General features: G+C 43.3%; 9 protein-coding genes. 2 read left to right on the top strand and 7 right to left on the bottom strand.

What is annotated here, in order from left to right; translation table 11 throughout:
- Positions 1 to 15: 15 nt before the first annotated feature.
- The 6 genes from B5Y40_RS09755 to B5Y40_RS09730 all read right to left on the bottom strand — a co-directional run bounded on the left by B5Y40_RS09755 (position 16) and on the right by B5Y40_RS09730 (position 8,261).
- Positions 16 to 783, bottom strand: coding sequence for a DUF4366 domain-containing protein (locus B5Y40_RS09755; protein ID WP_079686485.1), 768 nt, complete (start codon positions 781 to 783; stop codon positions 16 to 18).
- A 218-nt stretch (positions 784 to 1,001) separates the two neighbouring features.
- Positions 1,002 to 2,699, bottom strand: a complete 1,698-nt coding sequence (locus tag B5Y40_RS09750; RefSeq protein WP_143785679.1) for a hypothetical protein — start codon at positions 2,697 to 2,699, stop codon at positions 1,002 to 1,004.
- A 20-nt stretch (positions 2,700 to 2,719) separates the two neighbouring features.
- Positions 2,720 to 5,746, bottom strand: a complete 3,027-nt coding sequence (locus tag B5Y40_RS09745) for a tetratricopeptide repeat protein (protein ID WP_079686483.1) — start codon at positions 5,744 to 5,746, stop codon at positions 2,720 to 2,722.
- 241 nt (positions 5,747 to 5,987) lie between these two features.
- Entirely contained in the window at positions 5,988 to 6,998 is a 1,011-nt protein-coding gene (gene holA, locus B5Y40_RS09740) for a DNA polymerase III subunit delta (protein WP_245840506.1), read from the bottom strand.
- A 153-nt stretch (positions 6,999 to 7,151) separates the two neighbouring features.
- The gene (locus B5Y40_RS09735; RefSeq protein ID WP_245840505.1) at positions 7,152 to 7,718 is read right to left on the bottom strand and encodes a rhomboid family intramembrane serine protease; all 567 of its coding nucleotides are present in this window, start codon (positions 7,716 to 7,718) and stop codon (positions 7,152 to 7,154) included.
- Positions 7,719 to 7,796: 78 nt separating this feature from the next.
- Entirely contained in the window at positions 7,797 to 8,261 is a 465-nt protein-coding gene (locus B5Y40_RS09730; protein ID WP_079686481.1) for a hypothetical protein, read from the bottom strand.
- 248 nt (positions 8,262 to 8,509) lie between these two features.
- On the opposite strand from B5Y40_RS09730, the gene B5Y40_RS09725 reads away from it, so the two are divergent.
- Both B5Y40_RS09725 and B5Y40_RS09720 read left to right on the top strand, forming a co-directional pair.
- Complete coding sequence (locus B5Y40_RS09725) at positions 8,510 to 9,871, top strand: sigma-54-dependent transcriptional regulator (protein ID WP_079686480.1); 1,362 nt, start codon at positions 8,510 to 8,512, stop codon at positions 9,869 to 9,871.
- Position 9,872: 1 nt separating this feature from the next.
- Positions 9,873 to 11,789 carry a PAS domain-containing hybrid sensor histidine kinase/response regulator gene (locus B5Y40_RS09720; protein ID WP_079686479.1) on the top strand — a complete coding sequence of 639 codons (1,917 nt, stop codon included), beginning with the start codon at positions 9,873 to 9,875 and terminating at the stop codon, positions 11,787 to 11,789.
- Between the two features lie 9 nt (positions 11,790 to 11,798).
- Here B5Y40_RS09720 and B5Y40_RS09715 read toward each other — a convergent pair.
- On the bottom strand, positions 11,799 to 17,666 hold a 5,868-nt coding region (locus B5Y40_RS09715; RefSeq protein ID WP_159453645.1), incomplete at its 5' end, for a PKD-like domain-containing protein.

The following is a 17,666-nucleotide window of genomic DNA, read 5'->3' as shown; positions in this document are numbered from 1 at the left end:
CTATACCTTTTGGAATTAGTATTTCACTACCCAAATATCGTTCCCATAATCTCCGCCCTTCAAGCCATCAGCAGTAGTTTGTGCTTCTGCGTAGTTCTCCTTATAATCAATCGCCAGACGGCTGAATTTAGTTTTACCGAATGGTGGTATAATCCATGCTGTTACTCCGGCTTTGCTAAGTTTGTTGGCGTGATCCTTAATCAAATCATCATCTATAGCACTGGCTATTACAACGTAATAACGTCCCGTGCGTTCACTTAGTGTTTCAATTGTTCCTGCGGCAGGCTTCAGAGTCGCCAATGAATCAGCGCGTCTCTTTTCATCTTCCTCACGTTTCAAGGCCGCGAGACGATCAGCTTCTTTACGAGCTTCGAGTGCTTCGCGTTCTTCAAGTTCTTTCTTGGCAAGTTCTGCTTTTTGCTCCTGCTTCGGACGGTAAACGAAGTAATACCATGCTCCTCCACCTACTAACGCCAGAAGTATAATTGCAAGCAAAACCTTCGGCCACACCGATGGCTCATCATCCTCTTCGGTATAGGAAGGCGCGATCGGAGTATACTCTGGTTCGGGTTCTTCAGGTATCTCTTCCTCGCGGATATACTCTTCTTTTATCGGCTCGGGTTCAGGTTCCGGTTGAGTATAGATTGTCTCACGCTCAACAACAACCTCAGGCTCTTCACGATTCAAAGGTTCGTATTCAACTTCGGGAAGACCAAAGCTATCATCCGATTCATTATTGATATTTTCCTGTGCTTCTTCGTCTTGCTTTTTTCTTCTGGCCATGGAGCTCTGGTTAATAGGGTTTTAAGAAAAAGGTCATTATACAAAAATAAGCTAAAATTTGACCTATACAAAAAGAGGGAGATTAACCGCTGTTCAGAATCGGTTATCTCCCTCCGGGATGATCATGTTTTGGACAGTAACCCCACTCCGTTTTGGTCACTGCTATACCTTGTCTTCTCTACCGATGGAGTATAGCTTACGTCAGTGATCGCTCACCACTAAAAGCTCCACGTGATACCCGCTAATCCCTGGAAGCCACGCACCGGGTAGTTGAGGTAAAGCGGATATTTATTCGAGGTAATGTTGTTAAGCTGTACAAAGAAAGAGAAGCTTGGTGAGAACAAGTACTCTGCTTTGAAGTTCAGATCAAATGCTCCGTCAAGTTTAACGACATTGTCAGTCTCGGGATCTAAAGCTTTCATTCCTCCCTGCGCTACTATATCTGCAGAGAAGATCAGCTTCTGATACACGTTGATCGATGCATTCGCTGTAAGCTTTGTAGTAGGGCGATGCCATACCTCCGAGAGATCACCGGCATTGTAGCCATAAAAATCTCCGCGAAGCATAAACTTCGCCATCTCGGATTGCACATAGCTCAAGGCTACATATAGGTTGGTTCTCTTGGTCGTTCCGCGATCGTATACTGTATTGAATTTGGAAGGATCGTTTTCCTTATTCACAAACGAGTACCAGTTCTTTAACAACGATGTACCCAGGCCTGCATGTGCTGCTACTTTATTACCGAGGCGTGCATTCAAGCCTACACCAAAGTCCAATACTTTATTGGTATGGAAAATAGCAACATTGGGTGCAAGCCAGAGGTTTTCATTGGAGAGTGTTTGCAGCGATACCTTCTCCATACCACCGGTCATATACCCGACCGCATCAACGGAGGGGCTAAGCGGATATGTAGCTTTGAAATTAGGGTATACATGTACACTCTTGGAATCGATCGTGTCATTTTCAAAAGCCGCGATCAAGCCTATACTTAGTTTTAAATCATCGATAGGCAAAAATTCATAGGAAGGAGCTACCGTAAAAAGACTGCGTGGCTTCGCATCGATCTTATTATCTTTGCGGCTGATGACGGTATAGTCTGCTTTCAGATCGATCTTGGAATCATCATCCACTTCGTATGATGATTTGAATGCAAGGTTTATTTCCGATTCGCGTGCGTCATACTTATCGGCCAGGTAACTGAAGTTAGCACCCAGTTTATAGGACAGGTCTGAGTTTTTAGCATTGGACAATTCACCTCCAAGTTTAATCAGGTTGAAAGATTGTTTCAATGAATCTTTACCGATCGGCTCACCTTTGGGATAGCCATAAAAATGTGTCGTGCGATTTTCTATTCCAAAGTTACCCGACAACGCTATAGCATCGCTGAGTGATCGTCCGTATAGCGAGAGACTGGTTGTACCGCTACCTGAATTCTTGCCATCCACGGGACCTTTGCCAGAGCTGTGGTGATAGATGCGTGCACCGATCAGTTTATTTTTATCCTTCTTATTATTGATATACCCTTCTATTAAAGGAGATGCATAGTTACCATATCCGAGACGAAGAAATCCGCCATATATATCAGGTGAGCTTTCAGGTTTTAATTTGAGAGGACGAACCTGCGGATTGATCTGCGGTGCCTGAAAACTAAACGACTGGAAGTCGTATGTTACCGGGGCTTTGATCGATGCCTCCGATGGTTTGGGAGGAACCTTATCGAAGTTACGATTTGCTTTTGGCAAAGTAATCTGTCTTTCTTTTACGATCTCGATTTCCATCGCTTCGATCTCTCCATCACCTTCCCAATCGTCCGGCTTTTGTGCGTACGTTGTCAGAGAAAAAGAAGTCAACAAAATCAATAAACCTGAGAAGCGAATAATCACGGGTATATTTTTAGGGGTTGTAATTTTTTTCATCGCAAAAAATGTCATACGAATCAGTTGTCTAAAGTGTCAGCCTCTATTTTCTTTTGCTTTTCTAACTCAGATTGCTCGAGTTGTTTGAGCTTGGCTTTCGCCTGATCCTTGATTGACTGCAGCGGAAACTTATCCAGTGACTGCAATGTGGCGCGTGCCTGGAACACATCGTTCTGTGCTGCAAAATTATCTGCCAGCAAGAGGAACGCTTTTCCTACCCATACTTCATAGGTGGAGAAGTCGTTGATCAATCCCATTAACGTTTCATAACATTGTTTGTGTTCTTTCTGATTATAGAGTATCTCGGCGAGTAAATATTTAGCCTCAGCTCCAAATTCATCGCGGGCAGCGTTCAATGTATTCAGGAATTCATCTTTCGCGCCTTCGAAATCTCCACGCGCCAAGGCTGTCTTACCAAGATATAGGGACGCCTTATTCTGAGCCCCGGCATTTATATTGCCACGCTCGATAATGGTACGCGCGTATACATCTACTGAATCATATTGAGCCTGCAGGTAGAACGACTCCATCAATCCAGCCCACGCGTTGTATTGTTCTTTCTTGTTGGTGGCCAGCTTTTCTAGACGATGGTAATTTACAACGGCTTTGTCGTAGCTGCCTTGTTTGAAATGTATCTCTGCAAGACGCGCTACTACCCTGCTGCCCATACTGAATGTCATATCGTTATTCAGCTCTGTATAAAACGGAAGGGCTTTGTTATAGTCTTGTAATTTATAGTGTGCCTCTGCTATATAGAATTTAGCTTCCTGTGCAGCCGCTGATCTTGGATACGAAGCGAGATAGCTTGTAAAACTTGTAATGGATTTTTGATATTGCTGATCGAAGTATAGATTCTTTGCTGTTTCAAATTCGAGTTTTTCAACACTCTCATCATCCGGGTTGGCATTTTTATACTGCGACAGGTTTGTTTCAAACTCACCAGAACGTCCGGCAACATTCAATGCCTCCTGTAATGGAATCAATACAGTCTTGGATATAGGATGAGTCGGGAACAATTTGATTACCGTCTGGTAATCATTGATTGTTCTGTCGTAGTGTTTCAGGTTGTAATTGGCTGCACCTCTGCGCTCGTATGCCAATGGAAGGAACCGTGAGTTAGGGCTTTCGCGGATCAGCTGAGACAACGCATCTACCGCTGCCTGATAATTACTTTGCTCGATTTCAAATTGAGCACGTTGAAACATCGCCTCATCGCGATATTGTGACTTCGGATAATTCCGGATCAACTCGGTGAGCTGCGTACGCGACTCAGCGTACTTGCGTTGTACACCACTCATGATACCAGCCTGTAACAAAACATAGTCTGCATCTGCCGTACCGGCTGCCTTCGCTTTATTATAGGTAGCCAAGGCATCGTCATATTGTTTGCTTACATAGTAACAGTCCGCAAGGCGAACAAGGCCATCGGCATAGTTCGGTGTATTCTTGTTGGCTTTGTTTACAAACTCTTTAAAATTATAGAGTGCTTTATCATAAGCCAGTAAATTATAATGCGCGTATCCCAAACCATAGCGGGTCTTCAACAAGATCTCCGGATCAATGGATGATCCTAAACTTACAACACGCTGGTAATCGCCAATTGCCTCATTAAATTTTCTGCCTATAGAATACGCCTCTCCTCTCCAGAAACTGGCAAGGGCAACGTAATTCTTATCAACGGGCTGGTCGAGTGATTTAGAGAAATACTCTACTGCTTCCGCGTACTCTTCTTTATTAAAGAGCTCGGCACCTTTCAGATATGCAGCTTTTTGGTATGCCTGATTTATATACTGATTGCGTGATGGCAACGCTTCGATATACTCTATAGCCTTGTTAAAGTTGTTTCCGTTTACATATACCTGCACCAACAACTCTTTTATTTCATTGGCATGCTTGCTGGATGGATATGCCTTGAGGAATCTTTCAAACTCATTGATCGCCTGATCGGCTTTGCCTACATCATAGGATACTTTTGCAAATTGGAATGAACTCTCCTCCACAAGGCTCTCATCCTTGGGATTCTTGCGCGCATAATCAAATGCATTTAAGGCAAGAGGCTTATTGCCTTTTTTCAGATGAAGTATACCCAAATAGTAAGAAGCATAGTAGCTCACGGTATCTTTCGATGCTGCCGCTTTGTCGAGGTATTCAATTCCGCGTTCTGTATTTCCGGTTACATAGTTCGCGTACCCTGCGCGAAAGAAAAGACCACTCTCGGCCTTGGCATTTGAATCAAAATATTTCTGGTAAGAATCAACCGCCTTTTTAAAATCTCCTTTATAGTAATTGGCTTCCGCTACCAGCATGGCGATGTCGCCGGCATTCGTTATGTCGGTGCGTCCTTTCAGACTGTTGGCATACTCGATCAGCAAGTCATACTTCTTTTGCTTATAGTATATATTGGCGATGAGGTTCGGTACAATGGTAGCATACGATGGATTGAGCTCAGCCTTTTTCAAATCAATGATGGCTTCATCATATAGCCCCTTGGAGTACTCAATAAAGCCTGCATAATAATTCGCAGCGGGCGTATAGGCTGTACTTTGCTTTTTAACAAAGTTGAATTGCTCCAACGCTTCATCGAGTTTCTTTTGATTGAAATAGCTATAGCCCCACTTGAAATGTCCCTGGCTTTGTTGCTCGGATGTAAGAGATGGAAAATTTACTTTCTTGTAATAGTTCGATGCCTTGATATAGTTACCTTCTGCATAGAAGAAAGTAGCAAGATCATAATAGGCAGTGGAAGCTTTCGGGCTCGATGGATTGTTATCGATAAAATCATCGATAAGTTTCTCGCCATCTTTATGGCCGAGGTTCAAAGCACTGAAGGCCACATAGTATTCGGCTTCACCTCTTCGTGCATCCGTGGGTGAGGCTTGCGCCAGAAAATCTGAGAAGACTTCGCGGGCGGCACCGTAGTTAGCATGCTGAACAAGTTCTGTTCCGCGGTGATAAAGCTTTTCAACTTTATTCTGCGACAGTTGATCCTGTGCATACACACATTGAACGGTGAAAACCAAAAGTAAAAGAGCTATAAATCTGTACATTACTATAAATACGATTTGTGTTTAAAACAGCGCACCTTAAAAATTATTGCAAATAAAGAACCAAAAAAGTGAGTTAAAAAAAATCCGCGCTGATGAATTTGCATGGACTTCAAGCTAAAAGTAGAAAGCTTACAGCATAAAGCCAAAGATGTAAAGTCTCAAACCACTTTCGGTTTGCAACTCTAAACCTTCACTTCCTGCTCTAAGCTTTGTGCTTACGCTTTCAGCTAATATAGTATAATTAGTTCATGAGGCGCCAAACGAGTTCGCGGAAGATCTGTCCTTCATCTGCCGAACCGTTGTTAACACCTTTCAATTTTAGATCAGCATCTTTGATAGACGCTATATTATCGATGATCTTCGAAAGCGGAAACTGGCGTAAAGCCAAGCTATAATCACGCACGGCATACGGGCTCACTTTCAATTCACTAGCTAATCCCTTATCACTTTTATCTGTGGCCTGTGTAGCGGCCAATACCTTACTGAAAAATGAAAACAGATAGGCCACCACCGGTATCATCGGGTTCTTCTTGGTATTGCGTTCGAAGTAGTTTACAATCTTGTTGGCAAGCAATGTATCACGCTGGAGTATGGCTTTTTGTAATTCAAAAATGTTATACTCTTTGCTCACTCCTACCTGGCTCATGATGCGCTCGGCAGTAATACTCTCTCCCGGTGCCAATGATATAACCATCTTATCCACTTCATTGGCAAGACGATGCAAGTCGTTACCAACAAATTCGCATAGTGCTTGTATAGCACGGTCGTCAATACTTACTTTCTTATCCTTACAATACTCCCCTACAAATTCGGGAAGCTGGTTGTCGTAAAGTTTTTTGGTGTTGATGGTAACAGCGTATTGATCGATCTTCTTACCAAGCTCTTTTCTTTTATCAAGGCTTTTATGTTTATGACAAAATACAAGCACGGTACTGGGCACCGCCTTGGTGAGATAGTCGAGTAAAAGCTTGCCACCAATTTCTTTACCGAAATCCTGAATATCCTGTGCTTCCTTTACGATTACTACTTGCCGTTCGGCCATCATCGGAAATCTGCGGGCATGCGTAAGAATGGTTGCCATCGTGGCATCTTTACCATATACTATCACCTGGTTAAATCCTTTCTCGGCATCCGACAAAACATTCGCTTCAACATAATCAGCGATCACATCAATGTAGAATGTCTCCTCTCCTTGCAAAAAATAAACGGGAGCATATTTTTTGCTTTTCAGATCGGCCAATATCTTTTTCACATTTGCATCCATAGTGCGCAGTAAAGTCCAAAATACAAGGCGCAAATATCAAACAAAAATCAAGATGCAAAACTGAATCTTTATGATTTCGCAGGGGAAAAGGATGAAGGTGTTTTAAAGACGTTATGAACTCTGGCTCAGTGGACTCTGCTTTTAGTTAACGCTCTTCTGCTTGCTGAATGTTACCGCTGTTGTAATACCAACCAACGCTCCGGCAAAGTGAGATTCCCAGGAGATCTGTGGATCGGTTGGAAGAACACCATAGAATACTCCACCGTATAAAAGAAGTACAATGGTTGATATAAAGATGGACAGGAAATCGCGTCTGAAGAAACCGAACGAGATCAGAAAAAATGCGAGTCCATATACTACACCACTGGCTCCGATGTGATTCGCCGGACGAGCGAACAACCACACCAGTATATTTGTCCAGAAGTACGATCGAAAGAAAACATGCCCTCCTATCTTTCCATAAAAGAAAAAAAGTACAGAGCCCAGAAAGAGCATTGGAATAGTATTGGAGATGAGGTGAAGCAGGCTTCCATGAATTAGTGGTGCTGTGAAAATTCCAATCAACCCATGAAATGTACGAGGTTCTATACCATACCAGCTAACGGGTAAACCAAAAACGAACTCCAGGTAAAACGAAGCCCACATCAGAAACACAAGTCTAAACGGTACAACCGAGCTTCCGAACAGAGAAGATTGTGATGAAGACATACTTGATTACAAAAACAAATCCGATGCAAAGATGAAAATTGTCAGCTAACGATCAGCAATGAAAAATCAAAAGCTGATTTATTTTTTAGCAGGATCAGTGATCATCGGAAGGCTGAGATACTTGGCTTCTTCTGTAGCCACCGTTTTAATTCCCCATAGTCCTCCGGAAGAAGAAGCAATTCTTTCCGATATACTTTTCAACATTTCATAATAAGCTATAGAAAATTCCTGATCAATTTTCTTCCACAAGGGATTCAGGTTCGTGAGTTCATTCACAATCATAGCTGCTCTTTTTGATGACTCGAATGGATAACTCTGAATAAGGATCTTGATCTTATCCTCAAAGTCTTCCGCCATCTCTAAAAAAAATCCAGAGAGCAATGTTCCGTTACGTTTTTGTTTTTGTACAATGGAGATCGCTTCTTTAATTTCCTTCCGATCTATGTCACCATCAGCACCAGCGATAAGAATACAGACCAGGATTGGAGCCTTCAGCATTAATTCAGTTTCGCTATCGGTTAAAGTTTGAAATTCTGGAATCATGTATGTGGTGCTTGGCTATTTAAAGTTGTGGAAATATTTCAATAAGATAACTTTTTCAAGGAATAAATTCAGTACTAAAATACGGTAATCACTTAAACTTTTTTTATCATTACTTAATACTGTACGATAAACGAGTATGGATACATTAAAGTATGTTAATTTGTTTATGATGACCGGGTTATCGACTACCGTTAACTACTTGGCTAATGTGCAGCTGACCTGTATATTTACCTTACAAACCCCTACGCATGTACGAAAAAGATCCCGTTAAAATTTTTGTTGTCGAAGATGATCCGGCCTATACAAAGTTTTTAAAGTACGTCCTCGAACTTAATCCGGACTATGAGGTTCAGTTCTATACTTCCGGAAAAGAATGCCTGGCCAATTTGTATAAGAATCCCGCTGTTGTTACGCTTGATTACTCGTTGCCTGACATGCCTGGAGAAAAGGTGTTGAGCCAGATACGCAGTCATGACCCTAACATTAACGTGATCATTGTATCGGCACAGGAGAAAATTCATACGGCTGTTGAACTTCTGAAACTTGGCGCATACGACTATATCGCCAAAGATCATGAGACCAAGGACAGACTTCTGAACTCCATTCACAACGCCAGAAATAGAACGTCATTGATCAAAGAGATTGATCACCTGAAGAAGGAGATCTCTGAGAAATATACCTTCGAGAAAAGTATCATCGGTACAAGCCCGGCAATCAAGCGTGTATTTTCATTGCTTGAAAAAGCTGTGCAGACAAATATATCGGTGAGCATCACCGGAGAAACGGGAACGGGTAAAGAACTTGTTGCCAAAGCACTTCACTATAATTCAAAGCGAAAGAATAAACCATTTGTCGCGGTGAACATTGCCGCTATACCGCGTGACTTGATCGAGAGTGAATTGTTCGGTCATGAGAAAGGTGCTTTCACGGGCGCTATAACCAGACGCATCGGGAAGTTTGAAGAAGCTGAAGGCGGCTCTATTTTTCTGGATGAGATCGGAGAAATGGACATGAATCTCCAGGCAAAATTACTTCGAGTTTTACAAGAACGTGAAATAACTAGAATAGGTGGTAATCAGGTGATTAAGCTCGATGTGAGAATCATTGCTGCAACTCATAAAGACCTGTCTGAGGAAGTAAAGGGTGGTCGCTTCCGTGAAGATTTATACTATCGCTTGCTGGGCTTGCCGATCATGCTTCCTCCTCTTCGCGAGCGCGGACAGGATGCTATCATTATAGCGAAACATTTTCTGGATCAGTTCGCGCATGACAACGGAATGCAAAAGTTCAAGATCAGTCCTGAAGCACAAGAGAAGTTGTTACAATATCCTTTCCCCGGAAACATTCGTGAGTTAAAGTCAGTGATTGAACTGGCCGCGGTGATGGCCGAGGAGCAAGAACTTCGTCCACAAGATATAAGCTTCAATAGCACTACGCGGATGGAATCATTTCTATACCAGGAAATGAGTATGCAGGAGTTCATGTATCGCATTATCCGTCACTACCTGAATAAGTATGATAACAATGTGCTCGAAGTCGCGAGAAGACTCGACATTGGCAAATCATCTTTATACCGGTATCTGAAGGAGATGGAGACGATAGGCATCTGACATGAACTTACAGCAGTACATTAAGAAAGGTTCTTTTTATGAGTCCGTAGTGGAAGACGGCTCGGACATTATTTTTATTGTAGACTATGTAGGCAACATTCACTATCACAACGCTTCGGCTAGTGCAACGCTTGGGTACCGATCGAAGAGTCTCTTCGGAAAAAATTTCTTCGACTATATTCTCCTGGAGACCCGGGATGAATTTCAAAAGAAGCTTAAGGAAAGTCAAAAGCGCGCCTATACCGAAAAAGTAGAATTTCAATTTCTCTGTAAAGATGGCACGTATCGCTTCCTCGAATTCAACGCTATCAATCTAAAATACAAGCAAGGCATTCCTGGTTTTATACTCGACTGCAGAGATGTAACACAACGAAAGGAAAATGAATCGGAACTGGTGCGTTTACAAAAAGCGAAGGAACAATTCCTGGCAAACATCAGTCATGAAATCCGAACGCCGATCAATGGTATAGCCGGCATGGCAAACTTACTCGGGCAAAGTCCGAGTCCGGAAGAGCGCGAAACCTATTTAAGTGCGATAAAACATTCGGCTGAGAACCTGAAAGTTATCATCAATGACATTCTGGATCTGGCAGCCATTGAATCCGGTAAACTCCGATTTGAAAAGATAGCGTTCAACTTGAAAGATCTTCTCCCCTCGCTCATCAGTACATTCATGTACCAGGCAAAGGAAAAGAAAATTGCACTCGACTATCGCATCGATGAGAAGCTAAACAAGATCTTGCTCGGTGACCCCGTGCGTTTAAATCAGATACTCATTAACCTGATCAGTAACGCGGTCAAGTTCACACATAAAGGATCGATCCAGATCAAATGCACCGCAGAACGTGAGCAACGTGGTGTGTGCTGGGTGCGCATAGAAGTAACGGACACCGGTGTCGGGATCCAGGAAGAAAAGCTTACTACTATATTTGAAAGTTTCAGTCAGGCCGATGCAAGTGTAACCAGGCGATACGGTGGCACCGGTCTTGGTCTTACCATTGTTAAGCAAATGGTAGAACTTCAAAATGGAAAAATCCATGTCGTCAGCAAGGAGCATGTGGGCTCAACGTTCATGGTAACTATACCTTATGCGATCGGTAAGGTAAATGCTATAACACAATCGACACCTCGAAGAGATAAAGCTTTAAAAGATACCAATACTTCACAGCTTCGTGTATTGCTTGTTGAAGACAACGATATCAACCGACTATATGCCAAGAGCATTTTAAAAAACTGGCAGTGCTTTATTGATGAAGCTGAAAACGGGTTGGTGGCCATCGAGAAGATCAAGAATAATTACTTCGATGTTATTCTGATGGATGTACAGATGCCGGTGATGGATGGATACGAAGCTACGAAAGCAATCCGCATGATGGAGCAATCAGCCAATCTTCCTATCATTGCGCTTACGGCAAACGCTACGCCAAATGATGTTGAGAAATGTCTTGCTGCTGGTATGAATGATTACCTGCCGAAACCTTTTACTCCGGAAGATCTATATCAAAAGTTATTTGATGAGCTGAAGATAAAACCGCTTTCAACCGAACAGCGACCTGTTACCGTGAAAGTGGTTCCCTCCTATAATCTTAATTATCTGCGTTCAGTATCCGGAAATAATGAAGAGTTCATCCGGGAAATGGTATCAACTTTCATACAAACTGTTCCTCAGATTCTGGAAGACATGAAGCAAAGTATGGGGAACCATGACTGGATAAAACTATCCAGACTTGCCCACCAGATTAAACCTTCGTTCATTCTGATGGGGCTGGATTCACTTCGCAGTGACATAGTTTTTATTGAAGAAAACAGTAAACTGGAAACAAACCTGACCGAAGTAGAGCGCCTCGCTTTCGACTTTATTGAGCGTTGCTATAGTATGTTGCCCGAGCTTTCCAAAGAAGGAATGCCGGCTGCTTAACGCTTGCCTCTAGTTCGAATTCATTACCGCTATTTTCTTATAGAGTATAGATCGATCTCCGGTCTGAATCGCCATGATATAAATTCCATTGGCAACGCGTGTCACATCAATTTGCTGAGGAGTAGTAAGGTCGCGGTTCACATCTCCCTGCAACACGGCAATGCCGCGCTGATCGATCAGCTTCCAGGTATAGTCGCGGGTCAGCTTATCACCCAGGTATAGCTTGATGTTTTGAGAAGCCGGGTTTGGATAGATCTGCAGATCCTTCAAGGCAGCAATCGCTGGATCATCTGGTATACCTACCGGAGTCTGAGATACTTTGGTCTGCTCGACTTTCTTAATAACGGTCTGGAGAATTCTCCGCGTTTCCTTGTCCTGTGCAAAAGCTATGATATAGAGGCTGTCGCCATTCGAGATTGGCGTCTCCAGTTCATGCGTCTCGTCTTCATCTGACTTACTGAATGAAACAATATTGCCTGCCGTTAGAGGCTCGGTAATTATAAAACCTTCAGGTCCGTATAACAGCTTACGCAAAGAGAACTTGTTATTATTAACACCATTCTCCACCAATGCAGCCTGCAAGATGACGGGAGGATTGAACGAATTCAATTTATCAATAAATGTATAGTTGATATCTGCTTTCAATATATCCGGAGCCGTTGTTGGGTCAATGTTTATATTGATTTCAAAAGATGGATCTTCCAGCGATCTACGATCAAGATCTTCAATTGTTATATTACCTGTAAAGCCATCAAACTCCTTACCGTAGTACTCATTCAAGATACCATCCATGATAGTTGCCGGTGGTTGCCGTATACCATAGATCTGTGCCCGTGCACTGTTGTCAATCGGATTTGCCTTGTTGATAGCATCTTCAAGACCTGGTGAAGCAATATGATATTGCAGTTTTATAAAGTCTTTTGACGGTAACTGGTCTATATAGTTCTCGGATGAAGCAAGGCCCGGGTTACCATCATTGGTATAATGTTCAACCAAAACATTGCGTGTCTTCTCTCCTATATATATATCATCGAAAGCAAAACCGTTGGACACCGTCCCCGGGTTGTTATCGCTGTTGCTACCAAATGCAATTCTAAAAACAACGGTATCTTTCGGAAGCTCGTTCAAATTGAAACGCGCATCTCTCCAGCCATCTGTTATACCGGTCCATGCGAAGTTGTCCTGTCCGCCTGGCTCACCACTGAGATCAGATCCGTTATACCATTCAATACCATCTCCATTGTCAGTACCCACCGTTTCCCATGAGCGTCCGCCATCGGAAGAATACTGTAACACCGCACCATCAAAATTTGTATCGGAGTCAGACCAGAATTTCAATGCAACCATCGGGCGCTTTAATCCTTCCAGGTTAACACACGGACCGATTACATAGGACTGTTCATCCGGATAATATGTACTTATATAGTTGTTGGCAGCAACGGTGTTACCACCCGTCCACCAGGCGTTGACACCTGAATATGCACCCACAATATTTTCACCGTTCACAGCACCGAACGTCCAGCTGGATTGCTTGTTGGCTTCTTCAACTTTGATCCATGTACCCTGACCACTTTCGAAATCAGTCTGATAACCATTTGTGGATACCGGCTGGTTATAGTCTACTATATAGATCTGGCGCGTAGTATCTTTCAAGCACCCTACATCTGTTTTTACTTTTAGAGTAACATTGTATGCCTTGAACAAATCATACTTATGGCGTGGGTTGTTATAGGTACCGGATGTTTTTGGATCAACCGGAACCGTTACATCTTTGTCACCATACGGCAATACTTCCCCATCATCAAAAACCCAGCTATACTCCTTAATTGTTCCAAGTGTTATCGTTGATTTGTCTTCAAACTGAGTGGTCTGGCCACTGCATATTTTAGTCCAGTCAAAATCTACACGTGGCTCAGGACCGACCTGTATAGGCTCAGTCACATCATCTGAACAGCCATCGTCTGTGGTTACTGTGAGCTTCACATCATATATACCTGCAGCATTATAGGTCAATGACGTTGCCGAATCCTGACTCGTCAAACCTCCAAAATCAAAATCCCATAGATATTCTGTGATCTTACTGTTAAAGGTATTGTTCGGTATATCGGATACACTGGCGAACTTGGCAGCATCTGTAACACAGGCATTGTTTGTTAAAATAATGGCGCGAGGAGCTGCATTCACAATTATTTTCCGGATATACTCCGTAGTAGCGTTAGATCCGTTAGTATAGGTATACTTCACAAAGTAAGAACCTGAAATTACGTTGTCAGTATTAACATACCACTTCGTGTCTACGAAATTTACGGTTAAGCCTGAAGTGAGGCTTGTAAATTCGGTTACATTAAACCCGGTGGTGTGTGAGGGAATTCCGATAAGTTCTCTCAAGCCATCTTCAGCACAAATCAGTAAAGCACCTGTACCATCCTCTACTGCTCCATCAATTGTAAAGTCAATACTCGTGATCGGGTTTACTACAGTCACGGCACTGACTGTTCCAACGCAACCTGTAATCGTATTAGTAACAGTATAGAATATAGTATTGAATCCGATGTTGGCGATTGAAGGATCGAAGATATTCGTACCGGATTGAATTCCGGAACCTGTAAAGACGCCAGTAAAGTTTCCTCCAGAAGGAACCCCTGACAATGGATCGGGTGGATTATTCTCAGCGTATGCACTCTCCAGTCCAAAGATCAGAGGCTGAGGCAATGGATTGATCTTGATATATATATCATCCGAAACAGCTCCGCAAGGTCCGGCACCATCCGGATCATTTGTAGTCAGCGTCAATAAAATCGACCCGCTCGCTCGATCGGCAGATGTTAATGTATATACAGTTGATGCGTTGTTTACATTGGCAAATTGTGCATCGCCTGAACCACCGCTCCAGGTAACCGATGATGTCGTTCCTGAAAAGGTTCCGTTCAAATTAACCGGTTTATCTTCGCATATTTCAAAATCATTCCCCGCAAAAACTTTTGCTGATTGATTGATGTGTACGTCCATATCATCTGTGACTATCGTACAAGGGCCTGCTCCATCCGGATCGTTCGTTGACAACCGGAATGTCAATGTATTTCCTATATCACCGGCAAGCACACCGTAGTTGGCCGTTATCGTGTTTCCTGTTATACTGCTAATGGATAATGTACCACCCGCTGTAGTTACTGCGCTCCATGAACCTGCTGTAGCGTTACCGCTGATATCACCAGACAAATTGATCAAGCTTGGCTCGCATACGATCTGGTCCGTCAATGGAAGAATCTTCGCGCGTTTATTCAGATATATCTTCAATGTATCAGACATGGACGAGCAAGGACCAGATACTCCGTCCGGATCGTCAGTCACCAGGTATAGTTCAACATAACCATTGACAACATCAGAAGCCACTGCGGTGTATACTGCCGTAACATTGCCACTCGTAGTTGAACTAACTGATACAGAGCCATCACCCGTTTTTATAAACCAGTTCGCTGCGCTAGCACTTCCTCCAATCGTACCACTCAATGGAACCGCCATCGGCATGACGGCTTCCTCACATACTGAAAAATCAGCACCCGCATTTATAGTAACTTTAGGATTAACCGTTACGGTGACTGTTGAGACAGGACCAGCACATCCATTCGCAGAAGGCGTCAAGGTATAGGTAACCGTTCCAACAGAAGCATTTGACGTGCTCAAGGTTTGACTGATTACTGAACCATTTCCGCTGGCAGCACCAATTAAATTTGTACTTGGAGCAGCGATCCACTCAAAGGTTGTACCGGAGACATTTTGTGGAGATGGGAATATATTTACTACTGCTGTTTCGCCACTGCAGATTGTAATGTCTGATGCCGATGCGGAAGGAAGTGGTTTAACCAGAACCACCAGGTTTACAGGCTGTCCATCGCATCCGTTGTAATTCGGAATTATAGTATAGGTTACAGAACCTGATACGTTGCCCGTGTTTACAGGTATATCTGTAATGCTACCAGTGCCGGATGCTGTAACACCGGAAGTAACAGGTCCACTAACTGAACTTGTCCAGGTAAATATAGTCCCGGATATAGTAGATGTCGGAACAAAATTAAGGGCCTCTCCGCTGCATATCTGTTGGGCGAGGCTAACCGGGTTGTTGTTAACGACAGGAATAGGTTTTACCGTCACGTCTACATCATACGGTGCACCCGGACATCCGTTGGACGATGCTGTGATTCTATACGTAACAGAGCCGCTATTCACACCATCTATAGAAGTGAGCGATTGACTTATTGTTGAACCACTGCCTGCCGAAGCACCGGTAACATTCGATGATCCCTGAACGATCCAGGTATAGGTGGTTCCAGTGATTGAATTGGGATTTGTTATAGCAACGGATGTAGTTTGTCCTGAACAAATCGTTTGCGTGTTCGCAAAAGCGGTTGGCCGCGGCCTTACAGTGACAACTAAATTTGCAGGCGTTCCTGAGCAACCTCCTATAACCGGTGTGATGGTATATATGATCACTGCATTACTGCTGGTCGCATTCACTGGAGTATCGGTGATAGCACCGGTACCGGAAGCGCTGACTCCCGTGAGTGTACCGATAACATTTGAAGTCCAGTTAAATGTCGTCCCTGTGATAGAAGACGTTGGTAAAAAATTGAGTGATGCACCACTGCATATCTCCTGGATCAGAGAAGTCGGCGAATTCGTAATAACAGGTTTAGGATTGACCGTTACTGTCGCATCAATATAACTACCTGAACATCCATTGGCTGTTGGAACAATACGATAGGTGATCGTACCTGTATTGATATCATCCGTTGATGTTAACGGTTGACTAATCGTTGAACCGCTTCCTGCAGATCCTCCGGATACATTGGAGCTACTTAGGATTGTCCAGTTGAAAGACGTTCCGGCAACACCATTTGGATTTGAAATAGAAACGCTGGAGCTTGTTCCCGAGCATATACTTTGACTCGATGCGGCTACCGTTGGTATCGGCTTTACTGTTACATTGACGGCATACGCTATACCACTACATCCTGTAGCTGAAGGTTGAATAAGATAGGTTACACTTCCAGTTGAAACACCATCCGTAGCAGTTAGAGCTTGAGCGATAAGATTACCCGAGCCTGCAGAAGCACCTGATACATTGGATGCATTTTGGACAGTCCATGTAAATGTAGTACCCGATACTCCATTGGGATTTGTGATGACAATGTTGGTAGTTTCACCACTGCAGATGGAAGCATCAGCGGCAAACGCATTCGGATTAGGATTTACAGTCAATATAGCTATAGCACTAGTAACCGGTGGCGTACAAGTGCCTGATATTATTACATCATAGTTACCAGCATCCGTTGATGTTGTCGTTGCTATAGTATAGCTACCGCCTGTAGCGCCAACTATATTCGTTCCGTCTTTTCTCCACTGGTATGATACACCGGTAGTAACGCCAACATTAACATTAAACGTTACACTCTGTCCAGCACAAACTGTTTGTGTGGCGGGACCAGTAATGATCTCAGGTTGCTCTTGAATGGTCAGGGCAGATGCTGTACTTGTAACCGAAGGTGAACATGAACCACTTACAACAACTGTATAGGTGCCTGCATCAGCAGTAGCCGTTGTTGCAATGGTATATGTGTTTGAGGTCGCCCCTACTATATCTACTCCATTCTTCTTCCATTGATAAGTCAGTCCTGTACCCGAAGCCGTAACACTAAAGGAAGCTGCACTGCCTTCGCAGATTGCCTGACTCGCTACAGGTTGAACAGTGATCGCTGGTAAAGCATTAATCGTTAAGGTTGCTGCTGTACTGGTGACAGGTGGTGTACATGTGCCAGATACAATAACATCATAACTACCGGCATCCGTTGATGCGGTTGTAGCTATAGTATAACTGCT

The sequence above is a fragment of the Ohtaekwangia koreensis genome (genome assembly GCF_900167975.1).
GTDB classification, from domain to species: domain Bacteria; phylum Bacteroidota; class Bacteroidia; order Cytophagales; family Cyclobacteriaceae; genus Ohtaekwangia; species Ohtaekwangia koreensis.
This window is presented reverse-complemented; position numbering and strand designations above follow the sequence as displayed.